This is a genomic window from Escherichia sp. KTE31 (assembly GCF_000407925.1).
GTDB lineage: Bacteria > Pseudomonadota > Gammaproteobacteria > Enterobacterales > Enterobacteriaceae > Escherichia > Escherichia ruysiae.
Map to the genome: position 1 here is coordinate 773,015 of NZ_KE136723.1, position 23,253 is coordinate 796,267.

Annotated in this window: 22 protein-coding genes; 5 read left to right on the forward strand and 17 right to left on the reverse strand. The window is 50.6% G+C overall.

The features are described from left to right. The first annotated feature begins 98 nt into the window (after positions 1-98). The gene (gene ynaI, locus WES_RS09715) at positions 99-1,130 is read left to right on the forward strand and encodes a low conductance mechanosensitive channel YnaI (RefSeq protein ID WP_000559884.1); all 1,032 of its coding nucleotides are present in this window, start codon (positions 99-101) and stop codon (positions 1,128-1,130) included. Between the two features lie 57 nt (positions 1,131-1,187). On the opposite strand, the gene WES_RS09710 is transcribed toward ynaI, so the two are convergent. The 3 genes from WES_RS09710 to mppA all read right to left on the reverse strand — a co-directional run bounded on the left by WES_RS09710 (position 1,188) and on the right by mppA (position 6,000). Further along, positions 1,188-3,113, reverse strand: a complete 1,926-nt coding sequence (locus WES_RS09710; protein WP_016158375.1) for a GH25 family lysozyme — start codon at positions 3,111-3,113, stop codon at positions 1,188-1,190. Positions 3,114-3,116: 3 nt separating this feature from the next. Continuing rightward, positions 3,117-4,103 carry a glycoside hydrolase family 25 protein gene (locus WES_RS09705; protein ID WP_016158376.1) on the reverse strand — a complete coding sequence of 329 codons (987 nt, stop codon included), beginning with the start codon at positions 4,101-4,103 and terminating at the stop codon, positions 3,117-3,119. 283 nt (positions 4,104-4,386) lie between these two features. Then, entirely contained in the window at positions 4,387-6,000 is a 1,614-nt protein-coding gene (mppA, locus tag WES_RS09700; protein ID WP_016158377.1) for a murein tripeptide ABC transporter substrate-binding protein MppA, read from the reverse strand. 182 nt (positions 6,001-6,182) lie between these two features. Between mppA and mpaA the strand changes: the two genes are divergently transcribed. After that, entirely contained in the window at positions 6,183-6,911 is a 729-nt protein-coding gene (gene mpaA / locus WES_RS09695) for a murein tripeptide amidase MpaA (protein WP_010344731.1), read from the forward strand. On the opposite strand, the gene ycjG is transcribed toward mpaA, so the two are convergent. After that, a complete protein-coding gene (gene ycjG, locus WES_RS09690; protein ID WP_010357011.1) occupies positions 6,886-7,851 on the reverse strand; it encodes an L-Ala-D/L-Glu epimerase in 966 nt (321 codons plus the stop codon). The two genes, mpaA and ycjG, sit on opposite strands and share 26 nt — an antisense overlap. A gap of 118 nt (positions 7,852-7,969) precedes the next feature. Between ycjG and tpx the strand changes: the two genes are divergently transcribed. Next, entirely contained in the window at positions 7,970-8,476 is a 507-nt protein-coding gene (tpx, locus tag WES_RS09685; RefSeq protein WP_000078459.1) for a thiol peroxidase, read from the forward strand. 44 nt (positions 8,477-8,520) lie between these two features. On the opposite strand, the gene tyrR is transcribed toward tpx, so the two are convergent. The 8 genes from tyrR to pspA all read right to left on the reverse strand — a co-directional run bounded on the left by tyrR (position 8,521) and on the right by pspA (position 14,708). Next, on the reverse strand, positions 8,521-10,062 hold the full coding sequence (gene tyrR, locus WES_RS09680) for a transcriptional regulator TyrR (RefSeq protein WP_010357009.1): 1,542 nt from the start codon (positions 10,060-10,062) through the stop codon (positions 8,521-8,523). Between the two features lie 150 nt (positions 10,063-10,212). Continuing rightward, complete coding sequence (locus tag WES_RS09675; protein WP_000138701.1) at positions 10,213-11,271, reverse strand: YcjF family protein; 1,059 nt, start codon at positions 11,269-11,271, stop codon at positions 10,213-10,215. After that, complete coding sequence (locus tag WES_RS09670) at positions 11,268-12,665, reverse strand: YcjX family GTP-binding protein (protein WP_016158378.1); 1,398 nt, start codon at positions 12,663-12,665, stop codon at positions 11,268-11,270. Before WES_RS09670 ends, WES_RS09675 begins: the two co-directional genes overlap by 4 nt. Before the next feature lie 118 nt (positions 12,666-12,783). Then, positions 12,784-13,098: a thiosulfate sulfurtransferase PspE gene (gene pspE, locus WES_RS09665; protein ID WP_000473120.1), complete on the reverse strand. Its 315-nt coding sequence runs from the start codon at positions 13,096-13,098 to the stop codon at positions 12,784-12,786. A gap of 74 nt (positions 13,099-13,172) precedes the next feature. Beyond that, on the reverse strand, positions 13,173-13,394 hold the full coding sequence (gene pspD, locus WES_RS09660; protein WP_001295585.1) for a phage shock protein PspD: 222 nt from the start codon (positions 13,392-13,394) through the stop codon (positions 13,173-13,175). Positions 13,395-13,402: 8 nt separating this feature from the next. After that, complete coding sequence (gene pspC, locus WES_RS09655) at positions 13,403-13,762, reverse strand: envelope stress response membrane protein PspC (RefSeq protein WP_000907387.1); 360 nt, start codon at positions 13,760-13,762, stop codon at positions 13,403-13,405. Continuing rightward, a complete protein-coding gene (pspB, locus tag WES_RS09650) occupies positions 13,762-13,986 on the reverse strand; it encodes an envelope stress response membrane protein PspB (RefSeq protein WP_001274965.1) in 225 nt (74 codons plus the stop codon). Before pspB ends, pspC begins: the two co-directional genes overlap by 1 nt. A 53-nt stretch (positions 13,987-14,039) precedes the next feature. After that, complete coding sequence (gene pspA / locus WES_RS09645; RefSeq protein WP_000511032.1) at positions 14,040-14,708, reverse strand: phage shock protein PspA; 669 nt, start codon at positions 14,706-14,708, stop codon at positions 14,040-14,042. Between the two features lie 166 nt (positions 14,709-14,874). On the opposite strand from pspA, the gene pspF reads away from it, so the two are divergent. Continuing rightward, entirely contained in the window at positions 14,875-15,852 is a 978-nt protein-coding gene (gene pspF / locus WES_RS09640) for a phage shock protein operon transcriptional activator (protein WP_016158379.1), read from the forward strand. A 121-nt stretch (positions 15,853-15,973) separates the two neighbouring features. Here pspF and puuE read toward each other — a convergent pair whose 3' ends face one another. From puuE to puuD, 5 genes are all read right to left on the reverse strand, one after another. Then, positions 15,974-17,239, reverse strand: coding sequence for a 4-aminobutyrate transaminase (gene puuE / locus WES_RS09635; RefSeq protein WP_016158380.1), 1,266 nt, complete (start codon positions 17,237-17,239; stop codon positions 15,974-15,976). Between the two features lie 37 nt (positions 17,240-17,276). Beyond that, the gene (gene puuB, locus WES_RS09630) at positions 17,277-18,557 is read right to left on the reverse strand and encodes a gamma-glutamylputrescine oxidase (RefSeq protein WP_000134879.1); all 1,281 of its coding nucleotides are present in this window, start codon (positions 18,555-18,557) and stop codon (positions 17,277-17,279) included. Between the two features lies 1 nt (position 18,558). Continuing rightward, positions 18,559-20,046 carry an aldehyde dehydrogenase PuuC gene (gene puuC / locus WES_RS09625; RefSeq protein WP_016158381.1) on the reverse strand — a complete coding sequence of 496 codons (1,488 nt, stop codon included), beginning with the start codon at positions 20,044-20,046 and terminating at the stop codon, positions 18,559-18,561. Positions 20,047-20,195: 149 nt separating this feature from the next. Continuing rightward, positions 20,196-20,753, reverse strand: coding sequence for an HTH-type transcriptional regulator PuuR (gene puuR, locus WES_RS09620; protein WP_001278727.1), 558 nt, complete (start codon positions 20,751-20,753; stop codon positions 20,196-20,198). A gap of 25 nt (positions 20,754-20,778) precedes the next feature. Continuing rightward, on the reverse strand, positions 20,779-21,543 hold the full coding sequence (gene puuD, locus WES_RS09615; RefSeq protein WP_010357809.1) for a gamma-glutamyl-gamma-aminobutyrate hydrolase: 765 nt from the start codon (positions 21,541-21,543) through the stop codon (positions 20,779-20,781). Positions 21,544-21,755: 212 nt separating this feature from the next. Here puuD and puuA point away from each other — a divergent pair, with 212 nt between their 5' ends. Next, positions 21,756-23,174 carry a glutamate-putrescine ligase gene (gene puuA / locus WES_RS09610; RefSeq protein ID WP_000449633.1) on the forward strand — a complete coding sequence of 473 codons (1,419 nt, stop codon included), beginning with the start codon at positions 21,756-21,758 and terminating at the stop codon, positions 23,172-23,174. Positions 23,175-23,253 lie beyond the last annotated feature (79 nt).

Genomic DNA, 23,253 nt, shown 5'->3' on the forward strand with positions numbered 1-23,253 from the left:
CCCTGTCTATTGATGATATGAATGAATTATCGCGATAAAATACCCCCGCCAGGGGTTTCCGGCATGACATCAATTATCTGGAGGAGCCTGATAAAACAATGATCGCTGAACTGTTTACAAATAATGCGCTTAATCTGGTCATTATTTTCGGTAGCTGCGCAGCATTGATTCTGATGAGCTTTTGGTTTCGTCGTGGAAATCGTAAAAGAAAAGGATTCTTATTCCATGCGGTTCAATTTTTGATCTACACCATAATTATCAGTGCTGTCGGCAGCATCATTAATTATGTTATTGAAAATTACAAACTCAAATTTATCACCCCAGGCGTTATCGATTTTATCTGTACGTCACTGATTGCGCTTATTCTGACGGTTAAGTTATTTCTCCTGATTAATCAGTTTGAAAGGCAACAGATAAAAAAAGGTCGAGATATCACCAGCGCGCGGATTATGTCGCGCATCATCAAAATCAGCATTATCGTAGTGATTGTTCTGCTTTATGGCGAACATTTCGGCATGAGCCTTTCTGGCTTGTTGACCTTTGGTGGTATTGGTGGTCTGGCTGTCGGTATGGCCGGTAAAGATATTCTGAGTAACTTCTTTTCCGGGATTATGCTCTATTTCGATCGCCCCTTTAGTATTGGCGACTGGATCCGTTCACCGGACAGGAATATCGAAGGCACAGTAGCAGAAATTGGCTGGCGTATCACAAAAATCACCACCTTTGATAATCGCCCACTGTACGTACCAAACTCGCTTTTTTCGTCCATTAGCGTAGAAAACCCAGGGCGGATGACCAACCGGCGTATTACCACTACCATTGGTTTACGTTATGAAGATGCCGCAAAAGTTGGGGCTATTGTCGAAGCCGTACGTGAGATGCTGAAAAATCACCCTGCTATCGACCAGCGACAAACCTTACTGGTTTATTTCAACCAGTTTGCAGATTCGTCATTAAATATTATGGTCTATTGCTTTACTAAGACCACGGTCTGGGCCGAATGGCTGGCCGCCCAGCAGGATGTTTATTTGAAGATTATTGATATTGTGCAGTCACACGGCGCGGACTTTGCCTTCCCCAGCCAGACGCTGTATATGGATAATATTACACCTCCCGAACAGCTTAAATAACACTCAACAAAACCGGATGACGATAATAATATTCGACATCCGGTTTTATTTATTTCCTCAATTTACCGCAGCCAGAGCGACATTATTCTCACCCGCTTTAAACTGGGCATACTGTTCTTCAGTACCAAAGAAAACTTCTGACTCTGTGCTGTGACCAATGCCCGGCACCTTTTCGTTTCCTGAATATTGCCAAAGCGTCCAGGGATTACGCCCCTCGAGCTTCACACCAGCTTGTCCCCAATACCCCATCCACACCATATACTGGTCGAACCGACTGTCCATGAAATGGGACAAATTATTATGATTGCCATAAAATATTGGTATTTTATGGTAATTTTTATATATCAGGGCAGCAAAACGTAAAATATCATTCCGTGCATTCACCATTCCCGATTTTTTAAAACAAGCCAGTTGGGTTGTATCTTCACCTTCTGGATTCACCAGTAAAATACCGGGAGGCAACATTTTCGGGTCTTCAGGCAGCAGGCTTTTTGCTGTTTCCAGTTGCGCCTCAGGAGTGAGGCAAAAATCAAATTTAAAATAGCCTCCGCGATCAAATTTTGAATCTGCTAATTGCTTCCAGTGAGCCTTAAACGACGAGTCTGGCCCTCTCCAGCCAACCACTCTCACGTAGACAAAACGCGCAGGTGATTTCTCCTGAAACAATTTCCAGTCGATTTCGCCATCGTTAGACGAGATATCATGGCCACTGATTGGGTAAATATCCGGTGTTTTGAAGATACGGATGTCAGGTCGGTTGGGAATTGCACTCACGGGGCCATAAGGAATTTCAATAGGTGTTATATCTTTGTTCTTTGGTTCATCTGGCGCAGTAGGCGGTTCTTTAATAGAATATGCGGTCTTATCAATATTCGTAAATTCATCTGCATTCCCGGCTGATAATTGTGTTTTTTTATCCAGACGACTGACCGCAGGATCGTTAATAAAGAAGAATCCCCCCGGTCCGGCTGGGTTTTCTGTTGCTCCTATCCAGGCATCACTAAGATGTATTCCTTTCCCTTCCTCGTCCAGTTTTTCATTGATTTTTATATATTGGTCGTTCACATAGATAAACAAACTTAATGTTCGGGTAATTCCCGCGTAGTATTCCTTTTTACCATCAATTTTTACCATATACGATTTCCCGAAGCGTTCGTCGGCAACGCCATCAGCAACGCCTTTTATAAGGGTATCAAAAAATACACTGCCTTTATCTTTTTCCAGGGAATAAACTTCTGTTTTATCATCACCAGCGGCTATCGCATACGCACCTGGTTTACTATACGCGTTTGAATTCCCTGCGCCATCTGTCATGCCAAAAAGACCTGAACCAAAACAAGCATTAACTAAAGTCAAAACATGGAAATAACGCTTTGCCAGAATGTTGAGTTGAGCATTCAAAGCTGGCATTTCATACATGCCTTTTGAACCATCAATATCTGTAGCATTACTCAAAACAAATGCCGGTGCCTTATCAGAATTACCATTTTGAGTGCCAAAACGCCCATGACCTGAATAAGCAATTAACAAGCGAGCTTTCTTATCAAACATCATCCCTCTGGCAGGTAGATATTCTTTCAGAAAATAATTAATGTTATCCAGTGACGCATCCTGATCTTTCAGTAAAATAACCTCATCAAACTTTTGCCCATTAATAAGAAAATCAGCCATTCTTTGACCGTCTACTGCAGCTGCTGGAATATCTGCATGTAACAGTGGATATTTTGAAATTGAAATAATCAGCCCAATCGCGCGAGTTTTCGCTGCATCCTGATCTGGTATTTTTAACGCATCACTGATTCGGATATCCAGTTTACCAGGAGCCTCAGGTCCATAATGGATAAAAAAACGACAATACTCATCAGGAACCATTGCACCATTTTTACAAATATCATCTGCACGTGCATCTGATATTCCCTGCGATATTCCGGCAACGAATAGCCCCAGAACCGATATACATAAAGTAAGCCATCGTCTGTTCATAAGTTAAAATTCCTGCACGCCCAACGTGGTATAAAATTCAGCAATTGGACCTTTATAAATACTGGCATCAAACTTCTTACTCGATCCTAAATTAAGCTGTGCTGCGTCGGTGAACTGCCAGATCGCCCATTTTGTCTGGTTGATTGAGCGCGGGGTTTCACTGGCCTGAGCCTGATTAGAGTAATCAGCCAGCCACAGTTTGTGATCTGCAACCTGGGCAAAACTATTTTCCCCACCACCGGCATCTTTCCACCAGGCTCGCGCAGTGTAGATAACCGGTTTACGCCCTAAATCGGCTTCGACCTGTGCGGTAAACGCCTTGATCATCGTTATAATTTCAGCAGGTTTACGCTTTTGCCAACGATCCTTACCCGTTGATGAGTCCACATCCCACTCCACATCCACCGCCGGTGGCATATCCGTTGCGCGTAATCCCCCGTTAGCTTTAATAATTTTAACAAACGTCATCGCCTGCTTACGTCCCCATGTTTCAGCGTCGTCTGCCGGAGTGCCGCTGGAAAGAAAATGATATGCTCCACGGTGTAATTTTACTCCCCGTTCCGTAGCCCCGGCCCGTTGCCAGAAACCGGCAAATTCGGGATCGACATAACGCGTTCCTTGACTGGACTTCATATACAGAAACACAGATTTATTTTTTGCCAACAGTTCGATTGGAAAATCCTTATCGTTATGATGGCTGATATCCACTCCAAATAAAGAACTTGGTCGAGGTTGATTTAATACCGAGTCATAAGAGACATCAGTCGGAAATTTAAAGTATTTTTTTACTGCGAACGTGTCATATTCCATTTTACGGGAAAGATCTGATCCCAGGATTTTTACAAATAACTGCTGTCGTGAGAGATCATTAGTTAAGTTTTCCAGTCCCAGTGATGCGGCATCGGGAAGCGGCTCTGCGGCCAGACTAAAAGAAGAATAATAAGAGAAAAATAGCGAGATAACTAACGGAATAGCGGAGGCTTTTTTCATTTTACCACCCCATGTTTAGCTGTGTGTTTATTTTCATATGAAGATGTTTTACAAGTGATGAAATACACTTCACGTTATAAAAAAAAGTAAAGCACAGCTTATATTTGGAGTATGTAATACAGCAGATAAATAAAATTTATGATTAGAGTTTGTACTTAATATAGTCTGAAAATTTCACAGTCTCATCTTGAGAGTAATCTTTTATAGGGTGAATTTAAAAAAGAGAGGAATTTTATCGGGGTTGTAAAATCTGGCGCAATTTTTGCGCCAGATGACATCATAATCAATGTTTTACAATATACATAGTCCGGCTATAAGCCACATCTTCCGGGTTATTAATGGGATAACCTTTCAGCCACGGTTTGATTAACCGTCCATTTGTATATTGATAAATTGGCGCAATCGGTGCTTGCTCCATGAGGATTTTCTCTGCCGTGTTGTAATCGGCGTTGCGTGCTTTAACGGTGTTTTCAGTCGATGCCTGAGCCAGCACTTTGTCGTATGCCGGATTGTTAAAGCGGGAAATATTTCCTGAGTGTGTTGACGTTAACAGCGTCAGGAAGGTTGATGGTTCATTATAATCCCCAACCCACGAGGCGCGGATAACATCAAAATTGCCGGTATTACGGCTATCGATATAGGTTTTCCATTCCTGATTTTGCAGTTTGACATCTACGCCAAGATTCTTTTTCCACATCGACGCCACAGCGATAGCAATTTTCTGGTGATTTTCCGACGTGTTATATAATAGTGTAAGTTTCAACGGTTTCTGTGGGCCATACCCGGCGGCGCTCAACAATGTTTTCGCCTGAGCATTCAGTTCTTCCTGACTCATTTGTTCAAACGGCGAAGGTTCTGGCGTAAATCCGGCAGTAACATCTGGCGTGAAATGCCATGCTGGTTTTTCACCCGTGCCCAGCACTTTTTCCGTCATCAGACGGCGATCAATCGTCATACTTAATGCCAGACGCACCCGTTGATCTGCCGTCGGGTCTTTTTGCGTGTTAAACGCATAATAATACGTCCCCAACTGTGGCGGCGTGTAAACCTGCCCTGGAATATCCTTCAACAGCTTTTGATACATATTTTTCGGGAAGGATTCAGTGATATCAATATCACCTGCGAGATAGCGTTTAGTGGCAGCAGATTCCTGGTTAATCGGCAAGAAAGTGACTTTTTGCAGCACCGTTTTGGCGTTATCCCAATAATGAGTATTCGGCACAACGACCAGCTTTTCATTAACCACGCGCTCTTTAAGTACATAAGCGCCATTGCCGATCAGATTCCCTGGTTTCGTCCACTCTTTACCACTTTCAACGTTGGCTTTTTGCACCGGGAAGAAAGCAAAGTTAGCCGTTAAATTCACAAACCAGGGCAATGGTTTATCAAGCTGAATTTTCAGGGTATGAGCATCAACAGCGGTGACGCCTAGTTGGTCAGGCGTAGCCTTACCATCAATAATCGCCTGAGCGTTATTGATCCCTGCCAGCGCGGCAAACCAGGCAAACGGAGACAACGTTTTCGGGTTCACCAGACGCTGCCAGCTATAGACAAAATCCTGCGCCGTTACCGGCGTACCATCGGCCCATTTGGCGTTCTCGCGCAGGGTAAAAGTCCAGATACGATTGTCATTACTTTTCCACTGCGTGGCGACACCAGGCACAATCTCCCCTTTCTCGTTTTGATTCACCAGACCTTCAAACAAATCGCGAATGACCTGAATCTCTGGCAAACCCACGGCTTTCGCGGGATCTAACGAAGCTGGCTCATCTTTAATGTGGCGTACCAGCTCTTGCTTCTCTGCCAGTACTGTGCCGCCCGGAACTTCTGCAGCATACGACAGGGAAATGCTGCTGACTAACAGCGCACAACAAGTAACTGAAACAGAGTGCTGCATAAGATACCCTCAAAATGATGTTAAGATTGATGCGTAATTATTTGTTTCTCCTTGAAGAAATGCAAATAACTTCCGGCAAAAAAGTGATAAAGGATCGATAACATATCGTTGTCGAAAAGGATTTGATAATCCGCAAAATTTGCACAACACTGCCTGTAATACTTCTTATATTCGAGACGATTATGACCGTGACCCGCCCGCGCGCCGAACGGGGCGCTTTTCCGCCAGGAACCGAACATTACGGACGTTCTTTATTAGGTGCGCCGTTGATCTGGTTTCCGGCTTCTGCCGCCAGCAGCGAAAGTGGTTTAATCCTGGCTGGCACCCACGGCGACGAAAATTCTTCCGTCGTCACCCTCTCCTGCGCATTACGCACGTTAACACCGTCTCTGCGCCGCCATCATGTCGTGCTCTGTGTGAATCCTGACGGTTGCCAGCTTGGTCTGCGGGCTAATGCCAATGGTGTGGATCTAAACAGAAACTTTCCGGCGGCGAACTGGAAGGAAGGTGAAACGGTGTACCGCTGGAACAGTGCCGCCGAAGAGCGCGACGTGGTCTTGCTGACCGGCGATAAACCCGGCTCCGAACCTGAAACCCAGGCGTTGTGCCAGCTCATTCATCGTATCCACCCCGCCTGGATTGTCTCTTTTCACGATCCTCTGGCTTGTATTGAAGATCCCCGACATAGTGAATTAGGTGAGTGGCTGGCTCAGGCATTTGAATTGCCGCTGGTGACCAGCGTCGGATACGAAACCCCCGGCTCCTTCGGCAGTTGGTGTGCAGACCTGAACCTGCACTGTATTACCGCTGAGTTCCCGCCCATCTCCTCCGATGAAGCCAGTGAAAAGTATCTCTTTGCAATGGCGAATTTACTGCGCTGGCATCCTAAAGATGCAATTCGCCGGTCGTAAACTGTAGCGCCGGCTCCACATCCACCGCCAGCCAGGTCGGTCCATCAAGATCGGCAAAACTGACCTGTGGCACCAATGGTAAAGCGGCGCTAATGGCGCGCGAGGTGCACAACATGCAGCCCAACATCAGTCTGAACCCCTGGGCGCGCGCTTCGGTCGCCAATGCCAGGGCTTCGGTCAGCCCCCCCGTTTTATCGAGTTTGATATTAACCATCTCATAGCGCCCTTTCAGCGCCTTCAGATTGCTACGGGTATGACAACTTTCATCAGCGCAAATGGGTAACGGATGAATAAAATTCTCCAGCGCCGCATCGTCCTGTGCGGGAAGCGGTTGTTCCAGCATCGCAACGTCTAAATCAGCCAGCAACTGACATCGCGCTGCCAATCCCTCTGCGCGCCAGGATTCATTCGCATCAACAATCAACGTTGCATCGGGTACAGCCGAGCGAATTGCCACCATCCGCTCGCTAATAAGATGGTTATCCAGTTTCACTTTCAGCAATTTCGCCCCTGCTTGCCATAGTGCCACAGCACTGCTGGCCATTTGATCAGGCGTACCGATGACAACCGTCTGTGCAGTGGTAATGGTGTCGGGAAGCGTTATACCGATACATTCAGCCAGAGTCTGCTGCTGTTTACGTGCACTGAGATCCCACAATGCGCAATCCAGCGCATTACGCGCCGCGCCCGCAGGCAGAATTTTTTGTAATTCTTCACGTGTCAGCCCTTTTTCCAGTTGCGGCACAACACTCATAATTTGCGCCATTACTGAAGCGTCACTTTCACCATAGCGCGGATAGGGAGTGCATTCCCCGGCACCTTTAACGCCATCTTCTTCCAGTTCAACAACTACCACACGCGCTTCACTGCGGCTGCCACGAGCAATTACAAATGGGGTATGTAACGGCCAGGCTTCCTCAAATACCTTTACGGTTCTCATCTTTACTCCTTGTTGCCGCGATGGACTGCGGATTAAGCGCAAATAGCGATTGCTGTGTTATTGACAGTTAGCATAAACTAGGTGTGACGTTAACTATATGTAAACAGGAAAGATAATCATGTCACAAATCGTTCATTTCCAGGGCAACCCGGTTACAGTCGCCAATTCCATCCCGCAAGTGGGTAGCAAAGCGCAGACTTTTACTCTCGTGGCAAAAGATCTGTCTGACGTCACCCTCGGTCAGTTTGCGGGTAAACGCAAAGTGCTGAACATTTTCCCGAGTATTGATACCGGTGTTTGCGCCGCATCAGTACGTAAGTTTAACCAACTGGCGACAGAAATCGACAACACCGTTGTACTGTGTATTTCCGCCGATCTGCCGTTCGCCCAGTCTCGTTTCTGCGGTGCAGAAGGTCTGAACAACGTCATCACCCTTTCCACTTTCCGTAATAGCGAATTTCTGCAAGCTTACGGCGTTGAGATCGCTGAAGGCCCACTGAAAGGTCTGGCTGCGCGCGCAGTTGTCGTAATTGATGAAAATGACAATGTGATTTTCAGCCAGCTGGTGAATGAAATCACCACTGAGCCGGATTACGAAGCAGCTCTGGCGGTACTGAAGGCGTAATTTATTATGCCTGATGGTATTGTGCCATCAGGCATTTTACGTGTTTACTCTTCGCTCTTCTTCTGGCTCAGGCCGTATTCACGCAATTTGTTGGCAATCGCGGTATGTGAAACGCCCAGACGTTTTGCCAGTTTGCGCGTGCTGGGATAATTGCGATAAAGCTGGGTTAACACCGAACGCTCAAATCGACTGGTGATTTCATCCAGCGAACCTTCCATCGCATCTTCACCCACGGCAACGGTTGTCGCGTCATAATCTGGCAGCAAAATGTCTTGTGGACGCAGTTCGTAGCCGTCCAGTTGCGTGAGTGCACGATAGATAGCATTTTTCAACTGCCTCACGTTACCCGGCCAGCCATAACGCGTCAGCACAGTATTCAGATCGGCAGCCAATTTCGGCCGGGGTACTCCCTGCTCGTCAGCAAAGCGGGCGACGAACAATTCGGTTAACGGCATGATATCCTGCGGACAGTCGCGCAGCGGTGGCAGATTTAGCGTCAACACGTTCAGACGATAATAGAGATCTTCCCGAAATACGCCTTTTTGCACCAGCTCAACCAGATTCTTTTGCGTCGCGCAAATCACCCGCACATCGACATGCACTTCGTGATCTTCGCCAACCCGACGGAAAGTGCCGTCATTAAGGAAACGCAGCAATTTAGCCTGCATCCGTGGAGACATCTCACCAATCTCATCCAGCAGCACCGAGCCGCCGTTCGCCTGCTCAAAGAACCCTTTCTTCCCTTCCGGGGCATGTCCAAACAGTTCGCTCTCAACGGCATCTTCCGGTATAGACGCGCAGTTCAGCGCCAGATAAGGTTTACCGGCGCGAGGGCTGGCCTGATGACAGGCATAAGCAAAGAGATCTTTACCTGTACCAGTGTCACCCGTGATCAGCAGTGGCGCGCTTAACATCGCCAGTTTCTGCGCCTGCTCGACAACGTGTTTCATTTTCGGGCTAACGGCGACAATCTGACTAAAGGCGCTGACATCCTGCGCAGCCACATTTTGCAACTGACGCCCCATACGAATCGTTGAGCGCAGCATCACTACCGCACCGGTCAGGACGTGTTGGTCGTGTTCATCCTGCAAATAAACCGGTGTTATCTCCATCAAGAAATTTTGCCCGTTAATCACCACATGTTCGTTATGCGAATCCTGCGGGTCACTCTCCAGCCAGCGTAAAAAATTAAATCCGTTAATCAATTGCGCAGCGGTATGATTGCGTAAACGATCAAGTTTTTGACCAAATAGCTGACAGCTCGCCGGATTCGCCATATCCACTTTGCTTTTCATATCGACAGAAAGCACGGGTTCAGGCAACGCCTCAAGCAATGCGCTCAACGCCAGATGTTCGCGCTCGGAAGGCATCCATGACACAGTGCGCACATCGGTAACACCTGCAATACGGCGAATTTCCGCCATCAGGCTGCTGAAACTGTCAAAATCCAGTTCGGCAAAATTGAGGTAAATCCGCCCGATTGGGTCAATCTCAATACCGCGTAAATCGATGCCTCTTAGAACCAGTAGATCGAGTAATTCGCGGGTCAGACCGAGTCGGTCTTCACAAAAGACTTCCAGACGCATGGGAACCTTCACCTGAGAAAAGAACAATTAATATGATGATATGACACTATTCGAGTGGCAGGAAGATTTCTGTCAACAAAGATTGACACAAAGACGGATTATCGGGCACTTCGGCGTAAAGATATCCGATCAGCACCCGATATTGCGTTATTATTCGCTGGTCGTTTTGCCTTTTTGCAGCGTCTCCTTTACCTGACCGATAAGCTGGCGACGAAAATCCCCCAGGCGAGGTTTGTCATCGTCGATCCACGGCAACGGACGGCAAAGTTCCATAGCTTTTATTCCCAGTCGCGCGGTCAGGAGTCCGGCGCCAATCCCTTGGGCAGCACGTGTCGACAAACGAGCGGCGAGATCTTGTGACATCCAGTCCATCCCCACTTCGCGCACCAGTTCGCTGGCACCGGCAAAAGCGATATTCAGCAATACCAGTTTGAACAGGCGCAAACGGCTGTAATAACCCAATTCAATGCCATAGAGCGTGGCGATACGATTAATCAACCGCAGATTGCGCCAGGCAATAAATGCCATATCCACCAGCGCCAGCGGGCTGACGGCAATCATCAGGGTAGATTCTGCCGCCGAACGGCTGATTTCTCTACGCGCCTGCGCATCCAGCACTGGCTGAACCAGATGTGCGTACAGACTGACGACTTCACGATCGTTCTGCGTTTCATGGATTGAGGCATACCAGCGTTGCAGCGCCGGATGCGACTGATCGATGCCGGCCTGCTGCGCCAGTTTCTCGCAAAATGCGCGCCCCTTACCCGTGCCGTGACTATGCAACAAATCGCGCGCTTCATCGCGTTCGTGCGCACGCTGGCGCAAGCGCCATAAGCGCCGCCACTCTGTTACCACAGAGCCAACGCCAGCCCCGATAATCAATGCACCAGCCGCACAACCGCCCAGCGCCACCCAGTCCTGAGTTTGCCAGGCATTCATCGTCCACTGCACACCCTGACCAACAACGCTCACACCAAACAGCGCCAGCCCGCCTATGACCATTTTGCGCCACAAACTGCGCTTCGGACGCAGCGCCGCATCCATTACCGCTTCGACTTGCCCCTCTTCTTCCGGCGCTTCGTCGAGCGTCGCCGGGGCAAAATTTTGCGCCTGATTTTCATCAAAGGTCTGCTGCGCCTTAAATTTAGGGTTCTGATCGACCTCCAGCGGACCGTCGAAATCAATACGTGGTTTTAACGGTTCGGTCATCGCAATTTATCTCCTATTAAAAATTCCAGCGCGGCATCAAGGCGAATATGCGGCAGTGGTTTATCGACATCCATCACCTGCGGGCGAAACGCTTCAAACTGGAAGCCTTGTTTATCCCAGAACGCCTGACTGGGCAAACGCGCGGGAACTTCACCAGGGTAAACGGTGAGCGGTGCGCCATCGCTGAGTCGATTACCGCGCAGCGCCGGGATTTTCTCGCCGTTGACGTCGATGATGCCGCTGGTGGTCGCCTGAACGGAAGCCAGCCCCAGGCAGTCCATGCTGATCCCTTCAAATGCCGCATTTTGCCAGGCATCCTGAATTAGTTGTTGCAGTAATGAAACCATATTGGCGTGCTGATCGATGGTCACATGATCCGCTTTCGTCGCGGCAAACAGCAATTTGTCGATAACCGGCGAGAACAAGCGCCGGAAAAGCGTACGTTGCCCGTAGTGGAAACTTTGCATCAACTGCGTCAGCGCCAGACGCATGTCATTAAACGCCTGCGGCCCACTGTTCAGCGGTTGCAGGCAATCCACCAGCACAATCTGGCGGTCAAAACGCAAAAAGTGGTTTTTATAGAACCCCTTCACCACTTTCTCGCAGTAATAATTAAACCTCTCGCGCAGCATTCCGGCGTTGGTATGCTTATCGGCCTGTGCCAGTTTAGACTCGCCCCAGGCATCGACATCCGGCCACGGGAAGAATTGCAGCGCGGGCGCGCCTGCCATATCCCCCGGCAGAACAAAGCGGCCTGGCTGGATAAAGTGCAGCCCCTGCTGTTTGCAGTGGTGAAGATAATCGGTCCACGCGGCGGCGATATCAGCAAGACGGTTTTCGTCGGCAGGCGCTAACGGATCAAGCCCTTCGCACATCATCCGCCATTTTGCCGACCACTCGCCGCGCTGACCATTAAGCAGGCTCGTCATCTGCCGTGACCAGCTTAAATAGTCCTGCGCCAGCATTGGCAGATCGAGTAGCCACTCGCCGGGATAATCCACAATCTCCAGATACAGCGTGGAGGTGTCTTTGAAGTGACGCAGTAGCGAATCGTTCGATTTATAACGCAATGCCAGGCGGATTTCACTGACGCCACGCGTTGGCGTCGGCCAGGCGGGAGGGTCGCCGTACAGCTGCGCTACCCCTTCGTCGTAAGTAAAACGCGGAATGCCAAAATCGCGCTGTGGAATACGCTTCACACCCAGCAGGCGCTCTTCACGCACCGCGCTTAACAGCGGCAAGCGTGCTCCTGCATGAATATTGAGCAACTGATTGACCATCGCGGTGATAAACGCCGTTTTGCCGCTGCGGCTAAGTCCGGTTACCGCCAGTCGCAGGTGCCTGTCGACGCCACGATTCACCAGCGCGTTAAGTTCATTTTTGAGTCGCTTCATTGCTGTCCTGTGCCAGAAAGCTGTAGAAAGGATGAGATGCTGGAGATAATAATGTGGGTTAATTTTGATTTATCAAATGAATAAGCGGCGTTATTTACACCGCTCAATACGTAATTTGTTAACCTTTGACCTTCGGCATCGCAATGTCTTTAAGACCACCGGCGTTCTCAACGTGGGTATATCCCATTTCGTTGAGGATCTCTTTTGCCTGCCCGGACTGGCGTCCGGCGTTGCAATACACTTTAACGGTGTCGTTTTTATCCGGAACGGCGGTGGCAATGCGCTCTTTCACTTCCTTCAGGGGAATATTGATGGCCCCCTGAACGTGCTCTTGCTGATACTGTTCTGGAATGCGAACATCGATCCAGTGTTCAGCGGCGAAAACGGGCAGTGAAAACACCAGTGTCAGAGCAAGTAAGCCTTTTTTAAACATGTAAGCGTCCTTCTATGGATGAAAATTGCCATCCATTATACGCCTGAGATTTAACAATTTTTGCGAAACTCCCCTCACCTTTTATAACGCTGTGCCAGTTTATTGGCAGCCCGACTTAACAGCGGTTCCAGCGCCACGGCCAGCAACATTTTCAGTGGTCGGCGAGCAACTGATTTTATCGCCCAGCCAGCTACACCCGCCGGGCCATAGCGCAGCGCGGTAAGAAGTACCAGCTTGCCTGCTAATTTGAAACCAGGCTTCACCTTTTGCCCGGCCTGTTGCCAGCGAGTATTCATAACTTTCCTCACAGTTGACGGAAACGGCTACGTAACGTGAAAGTATCGGAAGTGACATAACGTTCCATCTCGCGTAAACGCGTTTCACTGGCCGCCAGTTCACGGTCGACTTCATCCAGCAATTCGCTGCTGGAAGGTAGCTGCTCACCAAAGGCCATGTTGTCCGGCATTGGATCAAGCGCAAATGACAAAATGATGTAAGCAACCAGGGTAAACAGCGCCAGACCGAAGAAAATCGACAGCACCACCAGGATACGCACCAGTTTTACCGGTACATCAAAATAATTAGCAATCCCCGCGCAGACGCCGCGCACCATGCCCTGTTGTGGAATACGCCATAATTTTTTATTGAGATTAATGCCCGCCATTAGCGATCCCTCCAGTTCGGATGTTCTGCATCAAGAATGGATTCCAGCGCCTGAATACGCTCGCGCATCCGTTTTGCTTCATCAGCCAGTTGCGCTAATCGCTGCTGTTCGCTTTGCGACAATTCACCGCGACTGGAGCGGTTGCTGTAATGCAGCCATAACCAGATAGGTAAAACAAACAGCACAAAAATGGTTAACGGAATAGCCAGGAATAGCGCGCTCATAAGTACTCCTTAAAGAATGAGCGGCGGCGCGTTCAGACGCCGCCTGGGTGTTATTATTGATTATCTTGCTTCATTTTGGCTTTTAATTGTGCCAGTTGCTCGCTGATTGCATCATCGGCTTTCAGTTCGGCAAACTGATCGTCCAGCGATTTTTGTTTGCCGAAGCTGTGGCTTTCTGCTTCCGCTTCCATCTGGTCGATACGACGCTCGAAAGATTCGAAACGCGCCATCGCCTCATCCAGTTTGCCACTGTCCAGTTGACGACGCACGTCACGCGACGAGTTTGCAGCCTGATGACGCAACATCAATGCCTGCTGGCGAGCGCGAGTTTCGCTCAATTTGTTTTCCAGCTCGCCAATCTCTTTCTTCATACGCTCCAGCGTATCGTCCACCAGCGTCACTTCATGTTCCAGGCTCTTAATCAGATCGGTCAGTTTCTGTTTTTCAATTAGTGCCGCACGCGCCAGATCTTCTCTCTCTTTCAGCAGCGCCAGTTCGGCTTTTTCCTGCCACTCAACTTCACGCGCCGACGCTTGTTCAATACGGCGAGTCAGCTGTTTCTTTTCTGCCAGCGCACGCGCCGAGGTAGAACGCACTTCAACTAATGTATCTTCCATTTCCTGGATCATCAGACGCACCAGTTTCTGCGGATCTTCCGCTTTCTCTAACAGAGCGTTGATGTTGGCATTCACGATGTCGGCAAAGCGAGAAAAAATACCCATAATGTTGTCCTCTTGATTTCTTCGTTCAGGATTGTCCTGCTGAACTGTTAATACAATTTGCGTGCCAATTTTTTATCTTTTTGATTTATAAAGATCTGATTGAAGATTCAACAGCAACATGCCAGGATAAATTAGCGAATTACACTAACAAGTGGCGAATTTCATCATGGCAGAATACAAAGATAACTTACTCGGTGAGGCGAACAGCTTTCTTGAAGTGCTGGAACAGGTTTCGCATCTCGCGCCGCTGGACAAACCGGTTTTGATTATTGGCGAGCGCGGCACCGGTAAAGAGCTGATCGCCAGCCGTTTGCATTATCTCTCCTCCCGCTGGCAAGGGCCGTTTATTTCCCTTAACTGCGCGGCGTTAAATGAAAATCTGCTGGATTCCGAGTTGTTCGGGCACGAGGCGGGCGCGTTTACCGGAGCGCAAAAACGCCATCCGGGACGATTTGAACGTGCCGACGGCGGAACGCTGTTTCTTGATGAACTCGCTACGGCACCAATGATGGTGCAGGAAAAATTATTACGCGTAATTGAGTACGGTGAACTGGAACGCGTTGGCGGTAGCCAGCCATTGCAGGTCAATGTGCGGCTGGTATGTGCGACAAATGCCGATCTTCCGGCGATGGTCAATGAAGGTACTTTTCGCGCCGACCTGCTGGACCGCCTGGCTTTCGATGTAGTGCAACTGCCGCCCCTGCGCGAGCGCGAAAGCGACATTATGCTGATGGCAGAACACTTTGCCATTCAGATGTGTCGGGAAATCAAGCTGCCTCTGTTCCCGGGGTTTACCGAGCGCGCCAGAGAAACGTTACTGAGCTATCGCTGGCCGGGAAATATCCGTGAATTGAAAAACGTGGTGGAACGTTCGGTGTATCGCCACGGCAACAGCGATTATCCGCTTGATGAGATCATTATTGATCCCTTTAAACGGCGTCCGCCTGAAGACGCTATCGCCGTTTCAGAAACCACCTCTCTTCCGGCATTGCCGCTGGATTTACGTGAGTTTCAGATGCAGCAGGAAAAAGAGTTGCTGCAACTCAGTTTGCAACAGGGGAAATATAACCAGAAGCGCGCGGCTGAGTTGCTGGGGTTAACCTATCATCAGTTCCGCGCATTGCTTAAAAAGCACCAGATTTAGCGGAGTTGGGCAATGTAGCTTGCCGGATGAGGCGATCAAACCTACAAAATCAAGACGCCGTTTGCAGGCCTGATAAACGCAGCGCATCAGGCATTATTGCGTTGGCCTCCGCTTCTGCGTATTAATCCCTCAGCGCATCCTGCAAAATTTTCATGGCCGCATCGAACTGCGTATCCGGGATGGTCAGCGGATACAAGAAACGAATCACGTTACCGTAGGTGCCGCAGGTCAGCAGTAACAATCCCTGTGCCAGCGCGCGTTGCTGGATTTTCTGCGCAATCGCCGCCGACGGCTCACCCGTTTGCGGGTCGTTAAACTCTGCCGCAATCATTGACCCCAGACCGCGTACCGCAGCAATTGCCGGAACGCTTTCTTTAGCCTCAATCAGCGTTTGCGTCAGGCGCTGACCAAGTTGATTCGCACGGTCGCAAAGGGATTCTTTGTCGATAATGTTGAGCACTGCGTGCGCGGCGGCAACTGCCAGCGGGTTACCGGCATAGGTGCCGCCAAGCCCGCCCGGCGCGGGTGCGTCCATAATGTTGGCATTACCGACCACGCCCGAAAGTGGCATCCCACCCGCGAGGCTTTTCGCCATCGTCATTAAATCGGGCTTGTCAGCATAATGATCCATGGCAAACAGTTTGCCGGTACGCGCGAAACCGCTTTGCACTTCATCGGCAATCATCACGATGCCGTGCTCGTCGCACAGGCGACGAATCGCAGAAACCAACTCTTTTGGCGCCACGTTGAAACCGCCCTCGCCCTGCACCGGTTCGAAAATAATCGCCGCGACTTGTTTCGCTTCGATGTCTGATTTAAACAAGCGTTCGATGGCGTCGAGGGAATCTTGCGTCGAAACGCTATGCAAATCTGACGGATACGGCACGTGATAAACCGAACCGGGGAACGGGCCAAAGCCAATTTTGTACGGTGCGACTTTTCCGGTTAACGCCATGGTCATATACGTGCGACCGTGGAAGCCGCCGCTAAACGCAATCACGCCAGGGCGTCCGGTATGGGCGCGAGCAATTTTCACCGCGTTTTCCACCGCTTCCGCGCCGGTAGTGAAGAACGCGGTTTTGGCCTGCCCGCTCACCGGGGCAAGGGCGTTGATTTTCTCCGCCAGGGTGACGTAGCTTTCATACGGCACAATCTGATACGCCGTGTGGGTAAACTGTTGCAGTTGCTGCTCCACCGCCGCGACCAGATCAGGGTGGCGATGCCCGGTATTCAGCACCGCAATGCCTGCGGCAAAATCGATGTACTCGTTGCCCTCAACATCCTTCAGCGTGGCATTTTCAGCCGACTGGGCGAAGAAGTTACACATCACGCCAACCCCGCGCGGGGTGGCAGAAAGACGACGCTGATGGAATTCATTGTTGCTCATGTTTCACACCTTTTGACTCTTCACTGTTAATCGGAAATTAAACGCCCAGACGATCGCGCAGGCTGTAATAGGCTGCGCCCATCGCGGTAAACGGCACGCGCAGCGTGCGCCCGCCGGGGAACGGGTAATGCGGCAGATTGGCGAACGCGTCGAAACGCTCGGCATCTCCGCGAAGCAGTTCAGCAATTAAACGCCCGGCGAGATGGGTACAGGTCACGCCGTGGCCGCTGTAGCCCTGCATGTAGTAAATGTTTTTATCGAGGCGGCCAAACTGTGGCATACGCGACAGGGTCAGCAGGAAGTTGCCCGTCCAGCGGTAATCAATTTTCACTCCCTGCAACTGCGGGAAGGTTTTCAGCAGTTTCGGCACCACAAGACGCTCGACATCATCCGGGTCGCGCGCACCGTACACCACGCCGCCGCCGTACAACAGGCGGTTATCGGCGGTAAGACGGTAGTAATCAAGCAGATAGTTACAGTCTTCGACACAGTAGTTTTTCGGGATCAGCGAACGGGCTAAATCATCGGAAAGCCGCTCGGTGGTAATTACCTGCGTGCCGCACGGCATACTGCGCTTCGCCAGTTCCGGCTCCACTTTATCGCCCAGATACGCATTCCCGGCGACAATCACATACTTCGCCGTCACCTGGCCTTTAGCAGTGCGCACAACGGCTGGCGTGGTGTGCTGGATCTGCGTCACCGCAGAAAGCTCATACACGCGTCCGCCGTTCAGACGAATTGCGTCCGCTTCGCCAATGGCGAGGTTCAGCGGGTGAATATGCCCACCGCTGTGATCCAGCAGCGCACCGGTGTAGCGATCGCTGGCAACTTCGCGGCGAATGGCACTGGCGTCCAGCAGTTCCAGTTGTTTATTACCGTAGCGTTCCCAGTTCTCTTTCTGCTCTTCGAGCGTGGCGAGCTGTTTATCATTCATCGCCACAAACAGGCCGCCGGGGCGGTAATCGCAGTCAATCTGATAACGTTTGATACGTTCGCGGATGATCTCTCCGCCTTCGAACATCATGCTGCCGAGCATACGGGCGGTGTCCATGCCGTAGCTTTTTTCAATAACGTCGATGTCACGGCTGTAGGAGTTCACAAGCTGGCCGCCGTTGCGCCCGCTGGCGCCAAAGCCGATGCGTGAGGCTTCGAGTACCACCACGTCAAAGCCCGCTTCCGCCAGATGCAGCGCAGAGGAAAGCCCGGTGTAGCCGCCGCCAACCACGCAAACATCACATGTGATTGACTCATTCAGCGTGTCGAAAGGCGCATATTTATTCGCACTGGCGGCGTAATAACTGCTGGTATGTTCGGTCATTTCAGGCCTCCAGGCTTATCCAGATGGTTTTCAGTTCGGTGAATTTTTCAAGGGCGTGCAGGGATTTGTCGCGACCGTTGCCGCTCTGCTTATAACCGCCAAACGGTACGGTCATATCGCCATCGTTGTAGTTGTTGACGAAGACGGAACCAGCTTTCAAACGGCGGCTCATGCGGTGCGCGCGGGAGAGATCGCGCGTCCATACCGCCGCACCGAGGCCGTACTGGCTGTCGTTGGCAAGCTGTAGCGCCTGATCTTCTGATGTGAAACGGGTGACCACCAGCACAGGGCCGAAAATCTCTTCGCGACTTAAGGACGCATTCGGATCCACATCCACAAAGATGGTCGGGCCGATGGCCGCAGCCAGTTCAGCGTTGCGGCCATCCAGCAGCAGTTGCCCTTTGCCTTCGCCTTCACGGATAAAGGTGTGTACCGAGTCGGCGTGAGCGCAGTCGATTAACGTGCCCATCGAGGTTGCAGGATCAAGTGGATGCCCTGGCTGCCAGTTTTGCGCCTGCTGTTTTAACAGGGCTAAGAATTCATCGGCGATACTCTCTTCCAGCAATAAACGGGTTCCGGCGATGCACACCTGGCCCTGGTTGTAGAAGATGCCTGCGGCGGTGGCGCTTGCAGCCTGTTGCAAATCCGGGCAGTCGGCGAAAACGATGTTGGCGCTTTTACCACCTGCTTCCAGCCAGACGCGTTTCATGTTGCTGTCGCCTGCGTCTTTCAGCAGCTGTTTCCCGGTGCGGGTTGAACCAGTAAAGGCGATGGCATCGATATCGTTATGACGCGACAGCGCCTGCCCGGCTTCATGACCAAAACCAGTTACCACGTTCAACACACCATCCGGCAGACCGGCTTCTTTCGCCAGCCCGGCAAGGCGAATCGCACTGAGCGGCGATTTTTCGGACGGTTTCAGGACAACGCTGTTCCCCGCCGCCAGCGCCGGGCCGAGTTTCCAGCAGGTCAGCAGCAGCGGGAAGTTCCACGGTACAATGGCGGCAATTACGCCGACCGGTTCGCGCACAATCATCGCCAGCTCATGGCAACTGGTGGTAGCGACTTCGCCGTAAACTTTATCGATAGCTTCGGCGTACCAGCGAATGGCGCGCGCAGCGCCGGGAATATCATCACGCAGGCTGTGACGAATCGGTTTACCGGTGTCGAGGGTTTCCAGCAGCGCCAGTTCTTCCGCGTTGGCTTCCATTAAATCGGCGAGTTTATTCAGTACCACTTTGCGTTTAGCCGGAGAAGAGAGCGACCAGTCGCCGCGTTCAAATACGTTGCGTGCCGCGCTCACCGCGCGGTCAATATCGGCGCTTTTACCGCGCGCAATATTCGCCAGCGGTGCCTGGGTGACCGGATCAATAGTTTCAAAGGTTTCGTTTTCCGCCGCAGCGGTATATTCACCGTTAATAAATAAGCGGGTTTCAATGGCGAGACTTAACGCTTTATCCTGCCAGTAAGCCAGATGATGAAAATTCATTATGACTCCTGTTTCACGTCTATCAGATATATGCAGTTTGTGAACGTCAGTGCGCAGAGATCCCCGGGCGATGAGCCCGTTTATTTCCGGCGACATTCCTTATGGATTGCCGGGCGCATTGCGCTTACCCGGCTTACAGAACAAAAAGATTAAAACGTGGTGGGGGTATGGGCGCTGATAATCCGGCAAATACCTGCCGACGTATTGCTGAAACTGTGCGGGATGCCGGTATTAATGGCATAACTTTGCCCCGCGACGAGGTGATAATCCTGTCCATTAATGGTCAGAACAATTTCACCTTCCAGTACAGTGCCTATTTCCTCACCCTGATGCTTAATTCTTTCCCCAGTGGTTGTGCCCGGCTGGTACGTTTCAAAGATCATCGCCAACGTGCGATTCGGGTTACCGTTATGCACCAGCTTCATTGACACACCCTGACTACCCATTTCAATTAAGTCGTCCTGATTAATGACGACCTGCGGCTCATCAGGTTTCTCCGGCTCGGAAAAGAATTCCGAGAGTGACAGTCCATACACCTTCAGCAGCTTTTGCAGCGTACTGATGGCAGGGCTGACTTTATCCTGTTCTATCGTACTGATAGCACTGTGAGTCAGCCCGGAGAGTTCGGCGGCACGACGTTGTGAAAGCCCCTGCTGCTGGCGGATTTCCGACAAGCGTTTTCCTGGCGCCAGTCCCTCATCACTCATATTTGCATTTCCTTAACTGTAGTGGTCAGAGTCGCTGTTTTTCAGCGATATGGTTCTGACAAGCGGTGATAAAGCCCTCGAACAATATACGCGAAAGCGCATACTCGCTACTGTTCCATTCCGGGTGCCACTGTACGCCCAGCGCGAAAGGATGATTGATGACGCTAACCGCCTCAACTAAGCCATCCGGCGAGCGAGCTTCCACACGTAACCGTGGGCTAACAACCTTCGCCCCTTGTCCATGCAGAGAGTTTACCCAAAAGTTGCTACATTCAGGTAACAGCGCAGACAGTAATCCCCCCTCTTCAACCTGAACCTCGTGTGACGGTGCATATTGCTGCTCCACCGGCAGTTCGGGATCTTCACGATGTTCCAGTAGCTCAGTCTGTTCGCACAACTTGCGATGCAACGAACCACCTGTTGCCACCACCATTTCCTGTAAACCCCGGCAGATGGCGAAAATGGGGATGCGCCTTTCGAGTGCGGCGTTAATTAACGCCATGCTCAGAAGATCACGCCCGGGATCGGCGTCAGGCTCATCGCCGTTTTCACCATATAGGTGCGGCTGCACATTGCTGGGACTACCAGGAAGATAAATACCGTCAAGTTTCGGCAGAAGTTGTTCAAGTAATGACGGCTCCGCCAGCGCATGGGGCAGCGCAATCGGCAAACCACCTGCGTGAATGATGGCATTCAGGTACTTTTCTTGCAGAGTCTGGGTCTCATGACCCTTAAGCCTGTTCCTGCACATTACGACACCGATAACAGGATTGTTCATTATATTTTCCATGCTCAATCTCACAAAGTGGACTAAATTATCGCCATTACTGCGGTTTAAATGACCTTTCTGTTCAATATTTTTTCAATCTAGCAGTGAGTTTTCTTTTTTGCAAACTCAATTTAACATTTGACAAACATTTAGTTTGCATACAGATTCGAAGAGTGGTCATTATATTTTACGCTCTGATAACGAGTGGAAAACAAAACCAAAGGCGAAGAATCATGGAAACCAATATCGTTGAAGTAGAGAACTTTGTTCAGCAGTCAGAAGAGAGGCGGGGTAGCGCCTTTACGCAGGAAGTGAAACGCTACCTGGAACGCTACCCTAATACGCAATATGTTGATGTTTTACTTACCGATCTTAATGGCTGTTTTCGTGGAAAACGCGTCCCCTTCTCCAGCCTGAAAAAACTGGAGAAAGGATGCTACTTCCCGGCTTCGGTGTTTGCGATGGATATTCTGGGCAATGTGGTAGAAGAAGCTGGGCTAGGACAAGAAATGGGCGAACCCGATCGTACCTGTGTCCCCATTCTCGGTTCTTTGACCCCTTCCGCTGCCGATCCTGAGTTTATTGGTCAAATGCTTCTGACCATGGTCGATGAAGATGGCGCTCCCTTTGACGTTGAGCCGAGGAATGTACTCAACCGCCTGTGGCAGCAGCTACGCCAGCGCGGATTGTTCCCGGTCGTAGCGGTAGAGCTGGAGTTCTATTTACTGGATCGCCAGCGCGACGCCGAAGGGTATCTGCAACCGCCCTGCGCGCCAGGCACCGATGACCGCAATACCCAAAGCCAGGTCTACTCTGTCGATAACCTCAACCACTTCGCCGATGTGCTCAATGATATTGATGAACTGGCGCAATTACAGTTGATTCCGGCAGATGGTGCGGTCGCCGAGGCTTCGCCAGGTCAGTTTGAAATCAACCTCTACCATACCGATAACGTGCTGGAAGCCTGCGATGATGCATTAGCCCTTAAACGCCTGGTGCGCTTGATGGCGGAAAAGCATAAGATGCACGCCACTTTTATGGCGAAGCCGTATGAAGAGCACGCGGGCAGCGGGATGCATATCCATATCAGTATGCAAAATAATCGTGGCGAGAACGTGCTGTCTGACGCGGAAGGCGAAGATTCGCCGCTGCTGAAAAAGATGCTCGCCGGGATGATCGACCTGATGCCGTCATCAATGGCATTGCTGGCGCCGAACGTAAACTCATATCGCCGCTTCCAGCCAGGCATGTATGTGCCGACGCAGGCATCGTGGGGTCATAACAACCGTACCGTTGCCCTGCGAATTCCGTGCGGCGATCGTCATAACCACCGCGTGGAGTATCGCGTGGCGGGTGCCGATGCCAACCCGTATCTGGTGATGGCGGCGATTTTCGCCGGTATTCTGCACGGTCTTGATAACGAGCTGCCGTTACAGGAAGAAGTCGAAGGCAACGGTCTGGAACAGGAAGGCTTACCCTTCCCGATTCGCCAGAGCGATGCCCTAGGTGAGTTTATCGAGAATGATCACCTGCGCCACTATTTAGGCGAACGTTTCTGTCATGTGTATCACGCCTGTAAAAATGATGAGCTGTTGCAGTTTGAGCGCCTCATCACAGAAACAGAAATTGAGTGGATGTTGAAAAACGCGTAGTGCCCCCTTGCGGGGGTTGTCTCATCGGCCTGAGCGGAGCCAGGCCTGACATTTGCTGGTAATCCAGACATTTCCCGGA